At 34.5% G+C, this 17,140-nt stretch carries 14 protein-coding genes; 5 read left to right on the top strand and 9 right to left on the bottom strand.

The window, feature by feature from the left end; all coding sequences use genetic code 11:
- From Q7C23_RS13285 to Q7C23_RS13275, 3 genes are all read left to right on the top strand, one after another.
- Positions 1-1,251 (top strand): efflux RND transporter periplasmic adaptor subunit, encoded by a 1,251-nt coding sequence (locus tag Q7C23_RS13285; protein WP_375032979.1) that lies wholly within the window; start codon positions 1-3, stop codon positions 1,249-1,251.
- 328 nt (positions 1,252-1,579) lie between these two features.
- A complete protein-coding gene (locus Q7C23_RS13280; protein WP_375032978.1) occupies positions 1,580-3,574 on the top strand; it encodes a heavy metal translocating P-type ATPase in 1,995 nt (664 codons plus the stop codon).
- A 129-nt stretch (positions 3,575-3,703) separates the two neighbouring features.
- A complete protein-coding gene (locus tag Q7C23_RS13275; RefSeq protein ID WP_375032977.1) occupies positions 3,704-5,779 on the top strand; it encodes a beta-galactosidase in 2,076 nt (691 codons plus the stop codon).
- Positions 5,780-5,847: 68 nt separating this feature from the next.
- On the opposite strand, the gene Q7C23_RS13270 is transcribed toward Q7C23_RS13275, so the two are convergent.
- The 3 genes from Q7C23_RS13270 to Q7C23_RS13260 are packed head-to-tail and all read right to left on the bottom strand — an operon-like array spanning position 5,848 to position 6,960.
- A complete protein-coding gene (locus Q7C23_RS13270; RefSeq protein ID WP_375033089.1) occupies positions 5,848-6,036 on the bottom strand; it encodes a tautomerase family protein in 189 nt (62 codons plus the stop codon).
- Positions 6,037-6,051: 15 nt separating this feature from the next.
- Positions 6,052-6,246 (bottom strand): tautomerase family protein, encoded by a 195-nt coding sequence (locus Q7C23_RS13265; protein WP_375032976.1) that lies wholly within the window; start codon positions 6,244-6,246, stop codon positions 6,052-6,054.
- A 51-nt stretch (positions 6,247-6,297) separates the two neighbouring features.
- A complete protein-coding gene (locus tag Q7C23_RS13260; protein WP_375032975.1) occupies positions 6,298-6,960 on the bottom strand; it encodes a VOC family protein in 663 nt (220 codons plus the stop codon).
- 269 nt (positions 6,961-7,229) lie between these two features.
- Here Q7C23_RS13260 and Q7C23_RS13255 point away from each other — a divergent pair, with 269 nt between their 5' ends.
- Positions 7,230-8,675: a serine hydrolase gene (locus tag Q7C23_RS13255; RefSeq protein WP_375032974.1), complete on the top strand. Its 1,446-nt coding sequence runs from the start codon at positions 7,230-7,232 to the stop codon at positions 8,673-8,675.
- Positions 8,676-8,750: 75 nt separating this feature from the next.
- On the opposite strand, the gene Q7C23_RS13250 is transcribed toward Q7C23_RS13255, so the two are convergent.
- The 6 genes from Q7C23_RS13250 to Q7C23_RS13225 all read right to left on the bottom strand — a co-directional run bounded on the left by Q7C23_RS13250 (position 8,751) and on the right by Q7C23_RS13225 (position 15,756).
- Positions 8,751-10,103, bottom strand: a complete 1,353-nt coding sequence (locus tag Q7C23_RS13250; protein WP_375032973.1) for a DUF3526 domain-containing protein — start codon at positions 10,101-10,103, stop codon at positions 8,751-8,753.
- Between the two features lies 1 nt (position 10,104).
- Positions 10,105-11,556: an ABC transporter permease gene (locus tag Q7C23_RS13245; RefSeq protein ID WP_375032972.1), complete on the bottom strand. Its 1,452-nt coding sequence runs from the start codon at positions 11,554-11,556 to the stop codon at positions 10,105-10,107.
- A gap of 5 nt (positions 11,557-11,561) precedes the next feature.
- Positions 11,562-13,856 carry a TonB-dependent siderophore receptor gene (locus tag Q7C23_RS13240; protein WP_375032971.1) on the bottom strand — a complete coding sequence of 765 codons (2,295 nt, stop codon included), beginning with the start codon at positions 13,854-13,856 and terminating at the stop codon, positions 11,562-11,564.
- A gap of 28 nt (positions 13,857-13,884) precedes the next feature.
- Positions 13,885-14,580 (bottom strand): ABC transporter ATP-binding protein, encoded by a 696-nt coding sequence (locus Q7C23_RS13235; protein ID WP_375032970.1) that lies wholly within the window; start codon positions 14,578-14,580, stop codon positions 13,885-13,887.
- Positions 14,581-14,848: 268 nt separating this feature from the next.
- Positions 14,849-15,196 (bottom strand): hypothetical protein, encoded by a 348-nt coding sequence (locus Q7C23_RS13230; protein WP_375032969.1) that lies wholly within the window; start codon positions 15,194-15,196, stop codon positions 14,849-14,851.
- Between the two features lie 125 nt (positions 15,197-15,321).
- Complete coding sequence (locus Q7C23_RS13225; RefSeq protein ID WP_375032968.1) at positions 15,322-15,756, bottom strand: DUF1810 domain-containing protein; 435 nt, start codon at positions 15,754-15,756, stop codon at positions 15,322-15,324.
- 413 nt (positions 15,757-16,169) lie between these two features.
- Here Q7C23_RS13225 and Q7C23_RS13220 point away from each other — a divergent pair, with 413 nt between their 5' ends.
- Complete coding sequence (locus Q7C23_RS13220) at positions 16,170-16,919, top strand: dihydrodipicolinate reductase C-terminal domain-containing protein (protein WP_375032967.1); 750 nt, start codon at positions 16,170-16,172, stop codon at positions 16,917-16,919.
- Positions 16,920-17,140 lie beyond the last annotated feature (221 nt).

Genomic DNA, 17,140 nt, shown 5'->3' with positions numbered 1-17,140 from the left:
ATGAAAAATATACTAAGTAATTTAACCGCAATGAACGCTAGGGAGTTTACGCAAAGGTCACAAAGTGTAATTTCCTTACGTGTTTTGCGTATTTTTTTCTTTGCTTTCTTTGCGGTTACGGTCAGCTGTAATCAAAAGAAAGAGGAAGAAACACATGAAGAAGAAAAATCACAGACAGAGGTTGCTTTAACCGCTTCTCAATATAAAACTATTGGCATTGAAACCGGTTTTATTGAAAATAGAAACCTCAATAAAGTCATTAAAGCAAACGGATATACAACTGTTCCGCCTCAAAATTCTGCTGAAGTTTCGACTTTAATTGGTGGTACCGTAAAAGATATTTTTGTTTTGGAAGGTACTTTTGTCAATAGGGGAAAAGTTTTGGCTACCATTCAAAATTTGGAAGTAATTGAAATGCAGGAAGAGTATCATTCAGCTACAGCCAACATCGAATATTTACAATTGGAATACAATCGTCAGAAAACGTTGAGTGATGAAAATGTAAATCCGAGGAAAACGTTTCAGGAAGTAAAAGCAAAATTAGCCGCAGAAAGAGCAAGAGCGCAAGCGGCGAAGAATAAATTAGAAGCGTTGCATGTGAGCACAAAAGGAAGCACTTCACTAGTGCCAATTGTGGCACCAATAAACGGTTACGTCGGTAAAATAAGCATCGCAAAAGGTGCTTATGCCCAAACGGGAGTTTCGTTGTTTGAAGTGGTTGATAACAGCCAAATGCATTTGGATCTGAACGTTTATGAGAAAGATTTAGGATCGATATCTGTCGGTCAGGTAATTGATTTTGTATTGACGAATCAGTCTAATAAATCAATTAAAGGAAAGATATTCGGAATCAATAAATCGTTTTCAAATGAAAGCAAAACGGTTGCGGTTCACGCCAAAATCGAATCGGCTGATGCCAAAGGACTGATTCCCGGAATGTATGTTTCTGCGAATATTAACATCACAAACGCGACTGTTCCTGCCTTGCCAAAAGATGCTGTGGTTCGAAATGCCGATAAATATTTTGTTTTTGTTGAAGAAGAGGAACATCAGGAAAAACAAACCGGTAAAGAAGAAAATCACGAGAAAGAAATTCATTTTAAAGCAATTGAAGTAATTCCCGGAACCACAGATTTAGGATTTACAGAAGTGAAATTCGTAGATGAAATTGCACCGAATACCAAAATTGTTACAGAAGGTGCTTTTTATTTGCTTTCTGCGATGAAAGGTGGCGGGGAACACGAACATTGATTTTTTGCCACTAAGACGCTAGGGCACGAAGTTTTTTATATAAAATTTAAATATAAGGATTAAATATTTTTTCACGCAGATTCTGCAGATTAGAGCAGATTATAACAGATTTACTTTTTGAAATATTAAAACAATAATCTGCGGATATCTGCTTAAATCTTTTTAAAATCTGCGTGAAAAAAATTTTGCGATTTTGAGTCTTTGCTAGATTAAATAAAAATTACTAGATAAAAACAATTGTCTTAAAATATGTAACTTTAGAAAGTATTTTTCAGGTATTTTAAACGTGAAACAAAGAAAACCTGAAACTTGAAACAAAAGAGATTTTATGGAACATATAGAAGAAAAAATAATAAAAAAGAAAAAGAACCAGTCCGGTTGCTGTTCAGCACATGAAGAGCACAACCATACTGAAAATGACGGTCACGATCACGACCATGATCACGAACATAATGCTGATGGCGGTATATTTCAAATGTTTTTGCCTGCAATAATTTCGTTTGTTTTATTGCTAATCGGAATTGGGTTTGACAATTATTTTCCGCAAAGTTGGTTTTCCGGTTATGTTAGAGTTGGCTGGTATATCATCGCTTATTTGCCGGTTGGACTTCCGGTTTTGAAAGAAGCTTACGAAAGTATTATGAAAGGGGATGTCTTTTCAGAATTTTTCCTGATGTGCATTGCCACAATCGGCGCTTTTGCCATTGGAGAATATCCTGAAGGTGTTGCGGTTATGCTATTTTATACCATTGGAGAAAACTTCCAGGGAATGGCTGTAAACAGAGCAAAATCGAATATTAAAAATTTATTAGATCAACGTCCGGACGAAGTCAATATTATAGAAAATAATGTGACGACAAAAGTCAAAGCGGCCGATGTTAAAATTGGAGCCATAATTCAGCTTAAAGCAGGAGAAAAATTAGGCTTAGACGGAGAATTATTGTCTGATATCGCTTCGTTTAACACCGCAGCACTTACTGGGGAAAGCAAACCTGCTACCAAGGTAAAAGGAGAAACCGTTTTGGCCGGAATGATCAATGGAAATACCATCGCGCAGGTAAAAGTTACAACTGATTATAAAGACAGTAAATTGTCCAGAATCCTTGAAATGGTTCAGAATGCGACAACTAAAAAAGCACCGGCCGAATTGTTTATTCGAAAATTTGCCAAAATCTATACGCCAATTGTAGTATATCTGGCGATTGCAATTTGTTTGCTGCCAATGTTTTTTGTGGATAATTATGTTTTTAGTCAATGGTTGTACAGAGCTTTGGTTTTCTTAGTTATTTCTTGCCCGTGTGCGTTAGTTATCAGTATTCCACTAGGTTATTTTGGTGGAATTGGAGCGGCGAGTAAAAACGGAATTCTTTTTAAAGGAAGTAATTTTTTAGATAGTATTTCGACAATCCAGAATGTGGTGATGGATAAAACCGGCACTATGACCGAAGGTGTTTTTAAAGTACAGGAAGTTATTATTTCGGATGGTTTTGATAAAGAAGAAATTCTAAAATTAATAAATGTTTTAGAAAGCCAAAGTACACATCCGGTGGCAACGGCAATTCACAATCATGTTGGTCAAATCGATTCTTCAATTGAATTAAAAAACGTTGAAGAAATTTCAGGTCACGGCTTAAAGGCGGAGATTAACGGAAAAGAACTTCATGTTGGGAATTTCAAATTGATGGATAAATTCGGTATTAAATATGATTTGGATCCCAATTCAGTTGTCTACACTACAATCGCTATTGCGTATGATAAGAAGTTTGCCGGATATTTAACCATCGCAGATGAAATCAAAGAAGACGCTCAGGAAACGGTAATAAAACTAAAAGCATTAGGTGTCAAAGTAACGATGTTAAGTGGTGATAAAACAAATGTAGTACAATTTGTAGCCCGCAAACTTGAAATCACAAATGCTTTTGGAGATTTACTTCCGGAAGATAAAGTCAATAAACTCAATGAAATTAAAGCAAAAAATCAAACTGTAGCTTTTGTAGGTGACGGCGTAAATGATGCTCCTGTAATCGCCCTAAGTACAGTCGGAATTGCAATGGGAGGTTTAGGAAGCGACGCTACAATTGAGACGGCTGATATCGTAATACAAGATGATAAACCAAGCAAAATTCCGATGGCAATCAACATCGGGAAACAAACTAAAAAGATTGTCTGGCAAAATATTACTTTGGCTTTTGTTGTAAAAGCTCTTGTATTGATTCTAGGTGCGGGAGGACTGGCTACAATGTGGGAAGCTGTTTTTGCTGATGTTGGAGTGGCGCTGTTGGCGATATTAAATGCGGTTAGAATTCAGAAAATGAAGTTTTAAAAGTTTATATAGTACAGCTTAATTTGCATTATACTGGCCCCAAAAAGTCAGACACTATTTGGCGCAATTTTTTAAAAGAAACAAAAATCGCTTATATTTTTTTCATTATATTCGTAAAAAAAGAAATATATGAAAAAAAATTTAACCTTTTTTGTAAGTGTTGTTTTTACATTTATATTGAGTATTGATGCAGCATTTTCACAGATCAAGCAAGATAAGCTCTTGTTCGGGGTTGCATATTATGATGAATATATGCCTTATGAGCGACTGGATAAGGATATTAAAATGATGAAAGAAACCGGGATTAATGTCGTTCGAATTGCAGAATCGACCTGGAGTACCATGGAACCTCAGGAAGGAGTCTTCGATTTCAGCCATATTGACCGTGTTCTAAATGCGATGCATAAAGCGGGTATCAGCGTTATTATTGGTACGCCAACTTACGCTGTTCCAACATGGCTTGTCAAAAAACATCCGGACGTTTTGGCTATTACAAACCGTGGCCCTAACCAATACGGACCACGCCAGAATATGGATATCAGCAATGAGTATTTTAGAAGTGCTGCAGAAAAAGCAATTCGCAAAATGCTGGAACACATAAAAGAGCATCCGGCCATTACAGGCTATCAAATTGATAACGAAACGAAATCATATGGCACAAGCGGGCCAAATGTTCAGGCACAGTTTGTGGGGTATATGAAAAATAAATATCCTTCTTTAGATGATTTAAATAAGATTTTTGGACTCGACTATTGGAGTAACCGAATTAATAATTGGGATGATTTTCCTTCTGTTAACGGTAGTATTAATGCCAGCTTAAATGCTGAGTTTGCAAAATTTCAACGTTCTCTTGTGACAGAATATTTAGGATGGCAGTCAAAAATAGTGAGAGAATATAAGAAACCAAATCAGTTTGTAACTCAAAATTTTGATTTTGACTGGTGGGGTCATAGTTACGGAATTCAACCAGAAGTAGATCATTTTGCAGCGTCAAAAGTTTTAGATATTTCGGGTGTAGACATTTATCATCCTTCGCAGGATAAACTTACCGGATTAGAAATATCATTCGGAGGTGATGTAGCGCGCTCCATGAAAGGCGGACAAAACTATTTCGTAATTGAAACTGAAGCTCAGGGCTTTGCTGAATGGGTTCCTTACCCAAAACAATTGCGATTGCAAGCTTTCAGTCACCTGGCATCAGGTGCTGATATGGTTTCTTATTGGCATTGGCATTCCATTCATAACTCGGCTGAAACCTACTGGAAAGGTTTATTAAGTCATGATTTTGAGCCAAATCCAACTTATGAAGAAGCCAAAACAATAGGTGCTGATTTTAAGAAACTGAGTCCGCATTTAATTCATTTAAAAAAGAAAAATGATGTCGCTATATTATTTAGCAATGAAGCTTTAACGGCCTATAATTCTTTTGGTCCGGGTAGCTATAACGGAATTCTGAGACCAATGTATGATGCACTGTACAAAATGAATGTGGGAGTCGATTTTATTGACCCTTCAAGTACTCAAATTGAAAAATATAAATTGATTGTTGTACCGGCCTTATATGCAGCACCGGATAGTTTATTAGTTCGTTTGAATAATTTTGTAAAAAAAGGTGGACATATTGTTTACACCTTTAAAAGTGGTTTTTCAGATGAGCATAACAAAGTTAGAACGCTACGCCAGCCGGGGATCGTAAGCGAAGCCTGCGGTATAACATACAGCGAATTTACGATTCCTGACAAAGTAAGTCTAAAAGGCGATCCTTTTAATGTAGGAAAAGAGCAAAATAAAGCTGATAAATGGATGGAGCTGTTAGTTCCTACAACCGCAAAAGTTTTAGCATGGTACGATCATCCACAATGGGGGACTTACGCAGCAGTAACTCAAAATAATTATGGAAAAGGTATTGCGACTTATATCGGATTTGGTGCCAACAGTGCTATTAACGACAAAGTTTTAGAAGGTGCCGTAAAAAATGCAGGACTTTGGAGTAAAGATCAGGAATTGAAATTTCCTATAATAGTAAAATCAGGAGTGAATCAACAAGGAAAAATGATTCATTATTATTTTAATTATTCGGGAGATAATCAAGTTTTTACATATCCATATCCGAAAGGAAAAAACTTATTGACAGGTGAAAATATAATGGCATCAGCTCAGATCTCATTGCCTGCTTGGGAATTTACGATAATTGAAGAACTTTAGATTACCTATAGCTATCTGGAAAAACACTAAAAGTCAAATTATTGAATTTGACTTTTAGTGTTTTTATATTACTTCTTCAAATGTTTTGGTTCCTGAATTTTGCCATTGCCAAAAGACCAATTCTCTAAACCATTATTTTCCAGTAAAACAATAATAACATTATTGATCAAGATTTCTGTAGAAGATGAAATTCTTGTTGCAATTTGATGATACAATTTCTTCTTCTGTTCCAATGTTCTGCCTTGTCCGGCAATGATTTGAACATAAACGATTTATCCAGAATGTGAAATTCCGAGATAACTTTCGGGATATTTTATTTGATGACTTTCTAATTCTTCAATAACATGAAAATAATCATCCTTGGGAATATGAAATTCTTCTATTAAAGAATGATGAATTGATTCTGAAATCTTATTTTTTGTTTCCAGTGAAAGTTTCTTCGGAAGACTTATCCGGACAAATGGCATTTTTATGTAATTTCTGTTTTCTGTAAAAGTAAAGAATAGTAAATCTTTAAATTAAGAAGCTGTATTAAAATTTAATTCAATTTCAGCGCCTTTATTTTCAATTCTAAGATCCGTTTTATTGCTTTTTGAGGGAATTTGAGTAGGATACCAATTTCGATATGGTTTTACTATAATAAGCAAACCTTCATCGTCACCAATCGCAGCAAAATTTTCGCTATTGTAATTTTTAGCAAAAAAATCCAATCCATATTCTTCTATTAATTCTGCACCTAATTCCATTGGATTTTCGTCAACAATACCAATTTCGCTAATATTTAATATGGATTTAGGACTGAACTCCTTTATTTGAAAATTATCTAAATCATGTCTGGCAATAAACTCTAGTAAATTGCCATTATTGTCGTAAAAATAAATGGCATTTGCATTCCAGGTTTCAAAGTTGGCAATGATGCGTTTGTCCTGAATGATTATCAAATCGACTTTGTCAGCACACCATTGAATGGCCTCTTCCTGTTTATTTTCAGGAATATTAAAAGCAAAATGATAAATAGAATCAAATTCAGGGTTTTCAATAAATTTTAAAATCGAACTTCCCGCCTGAATAGTGAGGGAGTCAGACTTTTTTTCAAGGATTTTAAGACCAAGAATATCGTTATAGAATGTCTTGGTTTCTTGAATATTGTTGGTTTGAATTTGAATTTGCTGGAGTTTCATAACGGGTTTGTTTTTGAGAAGAGCAGACTTCTTTTCGTTTCAAACAAATTTAAAAAATGATAATTTAAATTTTGTGAAGGACCTATTTTAAACTTCAATGCTTGGATAGTAAATTATTATGAAGATCTAGCAAATAGATCTATACTGGCAACATTACCTTTGTATATGAGAAAATAAATTGCTTTATATTTATAGAAATTGGCTGACAAAAAATAAAATAAAGTAATGTAACAAAGAATAATAAAGCACGTCTTACTTAAAATAATATTATGATGCTAAAACAATTTATTTCGCTTATCGCCCTATTTTTCTTTGCTGTAACATCAGCACAAGAACAGGTAAAAATAACAAATGAATCAAGTGCTAAAATTGATAACTATTTATCTGAAGTTGTTGGCAAATACAACATACCAGGAATTTCTGTAGCTGTCATTAAGAACGACAAAATCATCCACAGAAATAATTACGGAAAATCGAATATTGAATACAATATACCAGTATCCGATAACTCTATTTTTAGAATTTATTCATTAACCAAAATGATTATTGTAACCGGAGCATTTCAATTAATAGAGCATAATAAATTATCGTTAGAAGATCCAATTTCAAAATACCTTCATGATTTACCCGTTTCCTGGAATTCTGTTCAGATAAAACATTTGATCACACATTCTTCAGGACTTCCGGATATTGTAAATTATGAGCAATTGCCAGAAAATGATGCAAAAGAGAAAGTCGTTGCAGATGCCATACAATTTGAGAAAGGGGAAAAATTCGAATACAATCAAACTAATTTTTGGCTGCTTCAGAAAATTATTGAAAGTGTAAGCAAGCAAAATATTGAAACATTTATAAAAGAAAATCAGTTCATTCAAACAGATGATAAGAGTGTCTTTTTTTCAACAGATTCGAGAGATATCATCTCTAATAGAGTTACGCAATACTCTAATTTTGCAACCGGTAAAATGCAAATAGAACTTCCTAATAATGGAAAATACTTAAATAGCTGTAATGGTCTCAACATGACGATGGATACCTTTATACAATGGAATAGCAAATTCAATAATAATAAACTGATTAATGAGAAGTCTAAGAAAATGATGTGGGAAATCTTTCCATATGCCAAATCAGTTCATAAATTTACTTTTGGATGGGACCAAAATATAGTAAATGGACATACATCATATGGTTTTTCAGGAGGGAGAAGAGTTGCTTATCGAAATTTTCCAAAAGATAATTTAAGCATTATATTTTTAGCAAATGGAATAGGTAGTGATGTCGATATTGTAAATTTAGTAAATCGTATTGCTTATTTTGTGGATAATGATATTGTTGATTATGATTTTTTAGCATTAGAAACATTGCAGAAAACGGCTAAGGAAAATATATCAAACTTTAAAAATGCTTTTGCTTCTTTAAAGAAAGATCCAAAATATTCGAATGTCAAATGGGAAGAACATTTAAATGGTATTGGATACACGTTGCTGTATCAAGATAAAAACGTTGCTGATGCAATAACAGTTTTTAATTTAAATGCCAGGGAATATTCTAAATCCAGTAATGCTTTTGATAGTCTTGCTGAAGCTTATGAAGTCAATAAGGATAAGAAAAATGCTTTATTGAACTATACAAAATCAATGGAATTGAGCACTGACTCAACTTATCTTGCGCGGGTTAATAAAAAGATCAACGAATTAAAGGAAGTATCGAAATAAAGCGAAATTTCAATAATAAAGCCTATTTCAAATTAATGAAATAGGCTTTATGTCAATTATTATGAACTGAAAAACTTAGAAAGTTTGTTTTTTTCTATTGAAATTTAGCCAGCCAAAACTCATTAAAATTAAATTGAACAGGAGCAAAGGAAGGAACGCTTTTGCAAAATCTAATTTTGAGTTATCTTCAAAAGTTTTAATCTTAAATTTCTCCCATTTTTCCTGATTTACGGGAGCATTATCGAATATTTTAGGATAAAAATGCAATCGCAATTTTTCATGAAATTCCTTGGTTTCATTTAAAAACAAAAGCTGATTTCCGAGGTCAGATTTGGCAATTTCGTTCAGTTGTATTTGCGTATGAAGCGTTGGTACAAACTGCGCTATAAGTTTGCTGGCCTGATTGCGCTGTTTTAGTTTCAACTCCAATTCTCCTGATTGAATTGCCGATTCGTCGTCGCCCATTTGCTGCATGGCATAATACCAAAGCCAGCTGAATTCGGTATTTGGCAAAGGATAGTGTTTAAATTGTGGATAATGTGTGTAGAATTTATCCATCGTTATTTTTTTATCTATATCCCATTTTTCATGATAGGCATTTCTTTGTTTTAAAGTTAGTTCTAAAGCTTCGGGAATCGGATATTTATTGACAATGTACGAGTTGATGACAGCAGGTAATATGATGATCATAAAAAGCCAGATAGTCAATAAAATTACAGCATTGAAGTTTGAGCTTTTTTGCAGTGAAACAATAAAGAAACTAACCGAAAACCAAAAAAGAATATATAAAATACCAAGTCCGTAAAAGACGAGCAAAGATTGATCTAATGGAATATTGAGAAAAAACGCCGCAATTATTAGTACAATGGTAAGCACCGCAATTATGCTTAATATTCGGATGTAAAACAATTTCAGAATATAGAAATTTATATTAGAACTCTGTGTGGCAACAATTTTCCAGGTACCGCTTTCTCTTTCTTCGGAAATGATATTATACGAAAAGGCGATAATCAAAAGCGGAAAAAGATAAATAAGCACAAATCCAAAATCAAGATTTCCAGCCAACAGATTATTTGGATTATTTAACTCCGAATCATATTTCTGTGCTTCTAAACCACGAATCGTGACACTTTGTATCGACGGATTTACATCACGTTGCCCAATAGCAAGACTGTTTATGGGTAATATTTTATTGACCAGCGAAAATTTTATGTAATACAGCAAGAGCCCCATTTCATCTTTATGAAAAGCCGCATTTCTTGCAATATGCTCTTTTTGATAAAGCGCTGTTTCTGCTATATTTTGCTGTTGTTTTTGTTGAAATTGACGACCAATTAAGAGACTTATAAAACCGATAAGCAGTAAAAAAAGCAAACCAATTTTGGTTCCTTTCGAACGGATGAAATTTTTAAATAGTAATACTAACATATTAAATGGCTTTTAGGTTTTTAGCTGCGATTTTGATGAAAACAAAAAGCAGCAGAATCCAGAGAATTAGGGAGATAACTGAAAGGAGTTCGGTTTTTAAAACAGTCAGAATTCCTTTTGGCTCATAATGAAAAGAATCAATATCGGCCCAATGGTCCTTGCCAATTGTGAGCGGTTTATCTGTTACTGCAGGCTTTTTATTACTGATGTATTTAATTTGCAAGGCATTCATCTTTTGCGCCATATTGTAACGGTAATTTTCGGCCTGTTTCTGAAAATCGATATAAGAATCGTAATCGGTGTTGGATAATCCCATGGATAAATTTTTCATGGCGATATATGGATTCAGGAACGAAACGGCTTTCGAAAAACTATTTTGCCTTTCATAAATTTGAAGTAAATCTTCCAGGTGCTGATTGTAAATTTTTGAACTTATTTTTTCGCCTTCGGTCATAATAAAACCGGAATAATTAAAAGGAAGTTTCTGTACCGAATCTACTTTGTAAGCGTGAAATAAGGAATCTTTGATTGCTTTATAATGCGGATCATTTGGATTATGGCTGTCGCCTTGTTTCAGAATATCTTTTTCAATATTACTGTTGAATTGCGCTTTCGAAGGTGCTTCAAAAATGTAAGCTCCAACCGACTGTGTTGTTCTCGGTAAGATAATGGTAAAGAGCAGCCAAATTCCAATTAAGGAAATCAGCGCTTTTTTTGATGTTTTGCTTAAAGCAGAAATTAGAACAGCAATGGCGCAGAAAAACAACAGGTAAAGAAAATGAAAGAGTATAAACAATAGCATTTTTATTGTTTCATCTGCTGAAATGGTAAAGTTTTGAAGCAGCATCCAAACAAAAATTAATACTACGACTGCTGGAATAAAAAGCAGCATAATAACGCTTGCAACTCCAAGTATTTTCCCAAATAAAAGCTGTTTCCAACTGATTCCCTGACTCAAAAGAAGTTTTAATGTCCCGTTTTCTCTTTCGGCTGCGACCGAATTAAATCCGAGGAAAAAAATCAACAGTGGCAATAAAATCTGAAAAACCATTGCAATACTAATTTCTCCAAAACGCATAATACTGTTGGAGAATCCGGCTTCAGAGAAGTTAGCTGTGTTTTGTTTGTGCGCTTCAAGAAATATGGCATTCCCGAAAAAAGGCTCCATTCCAAATTCAAAAACACTTAAAGAGGTGCTTTTGCGAAAAGCGAAATTTCCATAATGCGCCATCCGATGGGGATTTTTATCTGGATTGTTCAGCCAGTCTTCCCGTGACTGATGCTGGTACTTTTCACTGGTTTCGTTCTGGCTGTTGTAGTTTTTCCAACCCGATATCGCTGCAAACAGTAAGAGAGTACCAATAAATAATGAGATAATAAATACGGCTGAATTTTTAAAAACCGTATTTCTTAAATGTTTTGCTATTAAAAGTTCTATATGTATGGGTTTCATGCCAATTAAAATTTATAAGTTACAGTCAGGCTTGCGTTTCGTGGGCTTCCGGGAAACAATCTCAAATAGTTTTGAGCACCTAACCAATACGTTTTATTGAGCAAATTGCCCGCATTTACCGCAATTTGTATGTTGCTATTATTTGGTTTATAATACAAAGCAGCATCAAAAATCGTAAAATCTGGAAGTGTGAAATCTCTTGTAAACCAAGGTATTTTGCTGCTTTGATATTGCATACCGAAACCAACGCCGAGGCCTTTTAAACCAGTATCTGGAGCAAAGTTGTAGCGTGTCCATAAATTGGCGCTGTTTTTTGGTGTATTTTGCTTTCGTGCACCGATCAGGGCTGGATTCTGATCATTGATTATTTCAGCGTCGATAAAACTGTATGAAGCATTAATCTGCCATTGCGGGGTAATATATCCAGCTAAGTCACACTCAAAACCACGGCTGCGTTCAGCTCCTCTTGTTACTAATAAGTCGGGATTGGCGGGATCATTGGCATTCATCAAAATATTGCGCTGATTGATCTCGTAAAATGCAGCATTGAAACTCATGGTATTATTAAGAAAGACCACTTTTAAGCCTATTTCTTTTAAGTTGCTTTCCAGAGGATCAAACAAACTTCCGGCGGGTAAGCTACCTGTTTGAGGCATCAAAGTAACCGTATTCGATTGTGGCTGATAACCTTCAAGAAAAGTTGTGTAAACGTTTATGGCTTTGTTTATGGCATAAGTGATTCCAACTCTCGGCAACAAAGCTGATTTCTTTACGGTCAATTCATTATTTGATTCGTAATTGGTAATATCTTCAAACCATTCCTGTCGCAGACCTAGTAAAAAGGTAATTCTTTGCCATTGAATCTGATCCTGAATATAAATGGCATTTGTTGTCGTTAAAGCCGATGGCAAAGCAGTTCGAACGTTTAAAGTATAATCGTCAGCACTTGTAATTTTATAAGTTGGATTATTTAAATTAAAATAATCTACATTGGGTTTGGGCATTACAACGCCATCGATAGTGGTAGTTTGATAATTATTGGCGTTTGCCAAAACAAATGAACCGGCTACAGTTCCGTCTTTTATTAAATAACCACGTGCTGCATTTTGGCCACCGCCTTTGTTTTTGTTCCAGCTGCTTAAATCATATCCGGTAAGGAGTTTATGATTCAGTTTTCCTGTTTTGAATTCAAAATTAAAATAGGCGCTTAAATTGTCAACATCCCAATTTTGTTCGCGCTGTACAAACTGCATCATAGCAAGACTTGTTACAGGCTTATTGTTCATATCAACCGCAAAAGCATTGGTTGTGCGGTGTTCCTGAAGATCTTCTGTCCAGGTTTGTTTCATGTAAGAGGCATTAAAACCAATTTTAGAAGTGAATTTATGAGCAAAATTGGTCATCAAAATCATTTCTTTCGATTTGAAAAAGTCGCTGGGAGCACCTAAATTTAAGCTTATAGGCGTTTTGTTTAAATCGGTCTTTCCGGCAATGGCACCAAAAATAGGCTGCCCACGATCCAGATTTCCGTTCATGCTGCTTAAAATTAACTCTGTATTAATAGCGGTTTTTTCATTCGGGATATAACTGAACGAGGGTGATAACAGAAACGATTTGTTGTTTACCAGATCCCGAAACGATTTGGCTTCCTGATAAGCCCCATTTACACGATATAAAAGTGTTTTTGATTCGTTTAACGGTCCTGTAAAATCTAAAGTTCCTCGAAGTGTACTGAAACTTCCAACGCTCAGACTGACTTCTTTTCGGTCTGTCGTCAAAGGTTTTTTGGTCACCATATTGATGCTTCCACCCGGATCTACAGAGGAGAATGTGGCACTCGAAGGTCCTTTTATAACTTCTATGCGTTCGATATTAGTGGTCAAAGGCTGTAGAAAATAATATTGTCTGGTTCGCATTCCATTAATAATTTGGCCTTCTTCATTTTGACTGATACCGCGAATGGTGTATTGATTGTAGTAACTGGCGGGAATAACACCACTGGCCATTTTTACAGCATCTGCTAAATAAAAAGCGCCTTTATCGACAATTAATTCTTTGGTAATTGTAGAAATAGACTGTGGAATATCTTTATTTAATGTTGCCGTTTTTGTAGCAGAAAAAGAGTAGTCGCTGTTGTATTTTCGTGTCGATCGTCCCATGATTTCAACAGTTTGTAATTCATTTTTTTCCATTTGAATGGAATCCTGAGCAAGGCTGTCTTTGACTTTTTTGCTAATGGCTTGTGAATGCAGATATTGTCCACTTATAAATAAGAATAAAAAGGAAAGTAAATTTTTCATTTTAGGTTGATGGAAACTACTTTTCCTTTTAAACAGTTTGTAAATAAAGAGCTTCAAGTTCATTTGCCGATATTTTCTCAGACTCAATAATGGTGACTAGATTGCCTTGTTTCATAATTCCGATATGAGTGGCGACCTCACGTGCTCTGAAAATGTCATGTGTAGCCATTAAAATGGCTGTTCCATCAGCTGAAAGTTCTTTTAGGATCTGGGAGAATTCATTAGAAGCTTTTGGATCTAAACCACTGGTAGGTTCATCTAGCAAAAGAACCTTCGCTTTTTTTGCAATGGCAATGGCGATCCCTACTTTCTGACGCATTCCTTTTGAGTAACCACCAAGTGGCTGATGATGTGCCGTTGTTTGCAGTCCGGCTTTGCTTAGGAAATATGTTAATTCACCATCAGAATATTTAAATCCGGCCAAAGACGAGAAAAACTTAAGGTTTTCCATGCCCGTAAGATTCGGATAAAGCATCACTGTTTCGGGAATGTAAGCAACGAATTTTTTTGTTTCCTGAGCATTTTCAGCTACTGAAACACCATTAATTTTCAGTTCTCCACTAGTAGGCTCTATGAAACCCAGAAACAGATTGATGGTAGTGGTTTTTCCTGCTCCATTTTGACCTAAAAGAGCAAATATTTCTCCTTCTTTGATCGTTAGATTGAGTTTGTTAAGCGCGATTTGCTCGCCATATTTTTTTGTCAGATTCTCAGCTGTAAGCATAGTATTATGGATTTTAATTTTGGGTTTAATTTTAAATTAATCGCAAAAGGATAGTACATTCTGTTAGTTAACAGTGCTTTAGTGTTTGTTTTGCGAAAAAAAAGGATGATGTATTGCAGTTAAGGTAATAGCTTTATTTCAACATTAAAAAAATGCCGTTTTACACCTTATCGATAATTTTGATAAGAGCTATAAATACAGTTCTCTTTCATCCCAGATGTAGAAAATGAACAAAGAAGTTGACTTTAATAAAATGTTGAAGTAATGCTTAAAGAGCAGGAGGTGCTCTTAATGCAAAAAGACTGCCTTTGAAGAAAGTTGAAACTGATTTTGTATATAGAAATACGCTAGAAGTTTCAATTTGTATTTTTTCAAAAGTTAAAGACTGAAAAGAATTCGGAATAAAAGTGCTGAACGCAAAATGACAAATAGGACATTTAGTATCAACAGAATGGCTGTGCGTTATCTCCTTTTGATTAGCACTGGTATGATGTTCACAGTGCTTTTCTTTTAATTGGGTTAACAGATGTTCGTAAGAATGGACTGTCTGAAACAGCATTGCTGACAATACTATTAGAGACATTAAGAAATTAATAATAATAACTTTCTTCTTCATTCTTTTTGGGAGAACTATGCGAATTACAATAAACGCAACAGTGTTGCAAATATAGTTATCTTATTTAAAAAGGAAAGGAAATCAGTTTATCTTTTTGGAATTTTTAAGATAAGCTACCAATACTTTTACAGATTGCTGTACAATAATTGCAGGGTATGAAAGTCAGATGATCCGTCAAAATATTTATGTAGCGCCTCCTGAAATATGGGTTCCGAGTTTTGAATGCTGGCGAATAAAGTCAGGGAAGATTGCAATTTTTCGTCATCAGGGTTACCGAAAATATCTGTGGCTGATTTTTCCTCGTTTTTGATTAATTCTTCTGTGATTTCAATCAAATGTTTTCCAAGAATTGGATGTTCCAGAAAAGCTATCGCTTCATCGGCATTTTTAATTTCGTAGAATTTTGAGGTGTCACATGAGGCCATTCCTTTTATCTGGGGAAAAATAAACCACATCCATGGAGATTCTTTTTTACCTTTTTTAATTTCAGCAAGTGCAGAAAGGTACAATTTATTCTGCGCGTCTAGAAAACGCATTAATTCGTTGTTATTGTAGGCCATTATGTACTGATTTTGTTTGGGGCAATCAGGCCATAAAACTAATTAAAATTTGTTTAGTTGGACATTATGAAATCTTTTTTTTATCGTGGTTTTTCTAAAAATAGGATAATGAAAAATTAAGCACTTTTTACTCTGCTAAAATTGCGAATTCTTTATTTAAAGAAAGAAAATAATAGGCGGGCAATTAATTCTAAAATCTGGAACCGAAAAAATTTAGCACAATTATTCTGGTTAACTCCACTTTTAATTGTTACAAATGCCACTTTTTACTAGTATTCCCGTGATAATATCTCTATTTTAGCGAGAGAAGATAATTATCAGCTTAGATAATAATTAAATTTTAGACTTGGCAAAAACTTCAAAAAAATGTCAATTTCTGTTAACGGGTATTTCGCCCAATAAAAAAATAAATTATGAAAATAGGACTAATCGGATTCGGAAAGACGGGAAAATCAGTAGCATCAATACTGCTGGAAAATAAAAAATTCTGCTTAGAGTGGGTTTTAAGACAAAGTACTGTTTTGGAAAACAGATCGGTTTCGGAATTTTTCGGAATTCAGTCAGATGAACCCGGATTAATCTATTCCAGTTCCAAAACATCAATAGAAGAACTTTTAGATAAACATCCTGTTGATGTCATTATTGATTTTTCTTCGAATGAAGGAATTTACGATTATGGAGAACTGGCTGCCACAAGGAGTATTAAAATCATTTCGGCCATTTCTCATTATAAAGAAAAAGAACTTCAGTTATTAAAAAAATTATCCCTTAAAACGACTGTTTTTTGGTCACCTAATATTACACTTGGAGTGAATTATTTACTTTTTGCAGCTAAATTGTTGAAGAAAATTGCACCTTGGGTAGATATTGAAGTAAATGAAGAACATTTTAAAAAGAAAGAAGGAACGTCTGGAACTGCAATAAAAATTGCAGAGGCATTAAATGTTGAGAAAGAGAATATTAATTCGGTCAGAGCAGGAGGAATCGTAGGCAAACATGAAGTGATCTTCGGATTTCCCTATCAAACGGTTAGACTAATTCACGAATCAATCTCAAGAGAGGCCTTTGGAAGCGGCGTTGTTTTTGTTGCCGAAAATCTAAAAGACAAACAAAAAGGGTTGTATAATTTTGAAGATATTTTATTGCCTTATTTTGCTGTGTGATTTGCTGCGACGACACTAAGACACGATGTTTTTTACGCTTTAGACTTTGCAGCTCTGCGATTTTGTGTGTAATGAGAGTAAGATAGCTTAAAAAATAGTTGCACAAAGAAGTATATAAAAGCCTTATTTCTTTACTGTTAAAACCCGACACGGTTATAATGCCTGTCGGGTTTTTTTATGTATGCGGATAATTCGATGAGAATAATAATTGATTCAAATTT

The sequence above is a fragment of the Flavobacterium sp. LAR06 genome (assembly GCF_041946075.1).
Classification (GTDB): Bacteria; Bacteroidota; Bacteroidia; order Flavobacteriales; family Flavobacteriaceae; genus Flavobacterium.
The sequence above is the reverse complement of the archived record's forward strand: the minus strand, read 5'-3'. Positions and strand labels throughout refer to the sequence as shown.

Bases quoted from the DNA above. Each gene is read 5' to 3' on its own strand.
- Q7C23_RS13285 (WP_375032979.1), top strand. From the start codon at position 1: ATGAAAAATATACTAAGTAATTTAACCGCAATGAACGCTAGGGAGTTT.
- Q7C23_RS13280 (WP_375032978.1), top strand. From the start codon at position 1,580: ATGGAACATATAGAAGAAAAAATAATAAAAAAGAAAAAGAACCAGTCC.
- Q7C23_RS13275 (WP_375032977.1), top strand. From the start codon at position 3,704: ATGAAAAAAAATTTAACCTTTTTTGTAAGTGTTGTTTTTACATTTATA.
- Q7C23_RS13265 (WP_375032976.1), bottom strand. From the start codon at position 6,246: ATGCCATTTGTCCGGATAAGTCTTCCGAAGAAACTTTCACTGGAAACA.
- Q7C23_RS13260 (WP_375032975.1), bottom strand. From the start codon at position 6,960: ATGAAACTCCAGCAAATTCAAATTCAAACCAACAATATTCAAGAAACC.
- Q7C23_RS13255 (WP_375032974.1), top strand. From the start codon at position 7,230: ATGATGCTAAAACAATTTATTTCGCTTATCGCCCTATTTTTCTTTGCT.
- Q7C23_RS13250 (WP_375032973.1), bottom strand. From the start codon at position 10,103: ATGTTAGTATTACTATTTAAAAATTTCATCCGTTCGAAAGGAACCAAA.
- Q7C23_RS13245 (WP_375032972.1), bottom strand. From the start codon at position 11,556: ATGAAACCCATACATATAGAACTTTTAATAGCAAAACATTTAAGAAAT.
- Q7C23_RS13240 (WP_375032971.1), bottom strand. From the start codon at position 13,856: ATGAAAAATTTACTTTCCTTTTTATTCTTATTTATAAGTGGACAATAT.
- Q7C23_RS13235 (WP_375032970.1), bottom strand. From the start codon at position 14,580: ATGCTTACAGCTGAGAATCTGACAAAAAAATATGGCGAGCAAATCGCG.
- Q7C23_RS13230 (WP_375032969.1), bottom strand. From the start codon at position 15,196: ATGAAGAAGAAAGTTATTATTATTAATTTCTTAATGTCTCTAATAGTA.
- Q7C23_RS13225 (WP_375032968.1), bottom strand. From the start codon at position 15,756: ATGGCCTACAATAACAACGAATTAATGCGTTTTCTAGACGCGCAGAAT.
- Q7C23_RS13220 (WP_375032967.1), top strand. From the start codon at position 16,170: ATGAAAATAGGACTAATCGGATTCGGAAAGACGGGAAAATCAGTAGCA.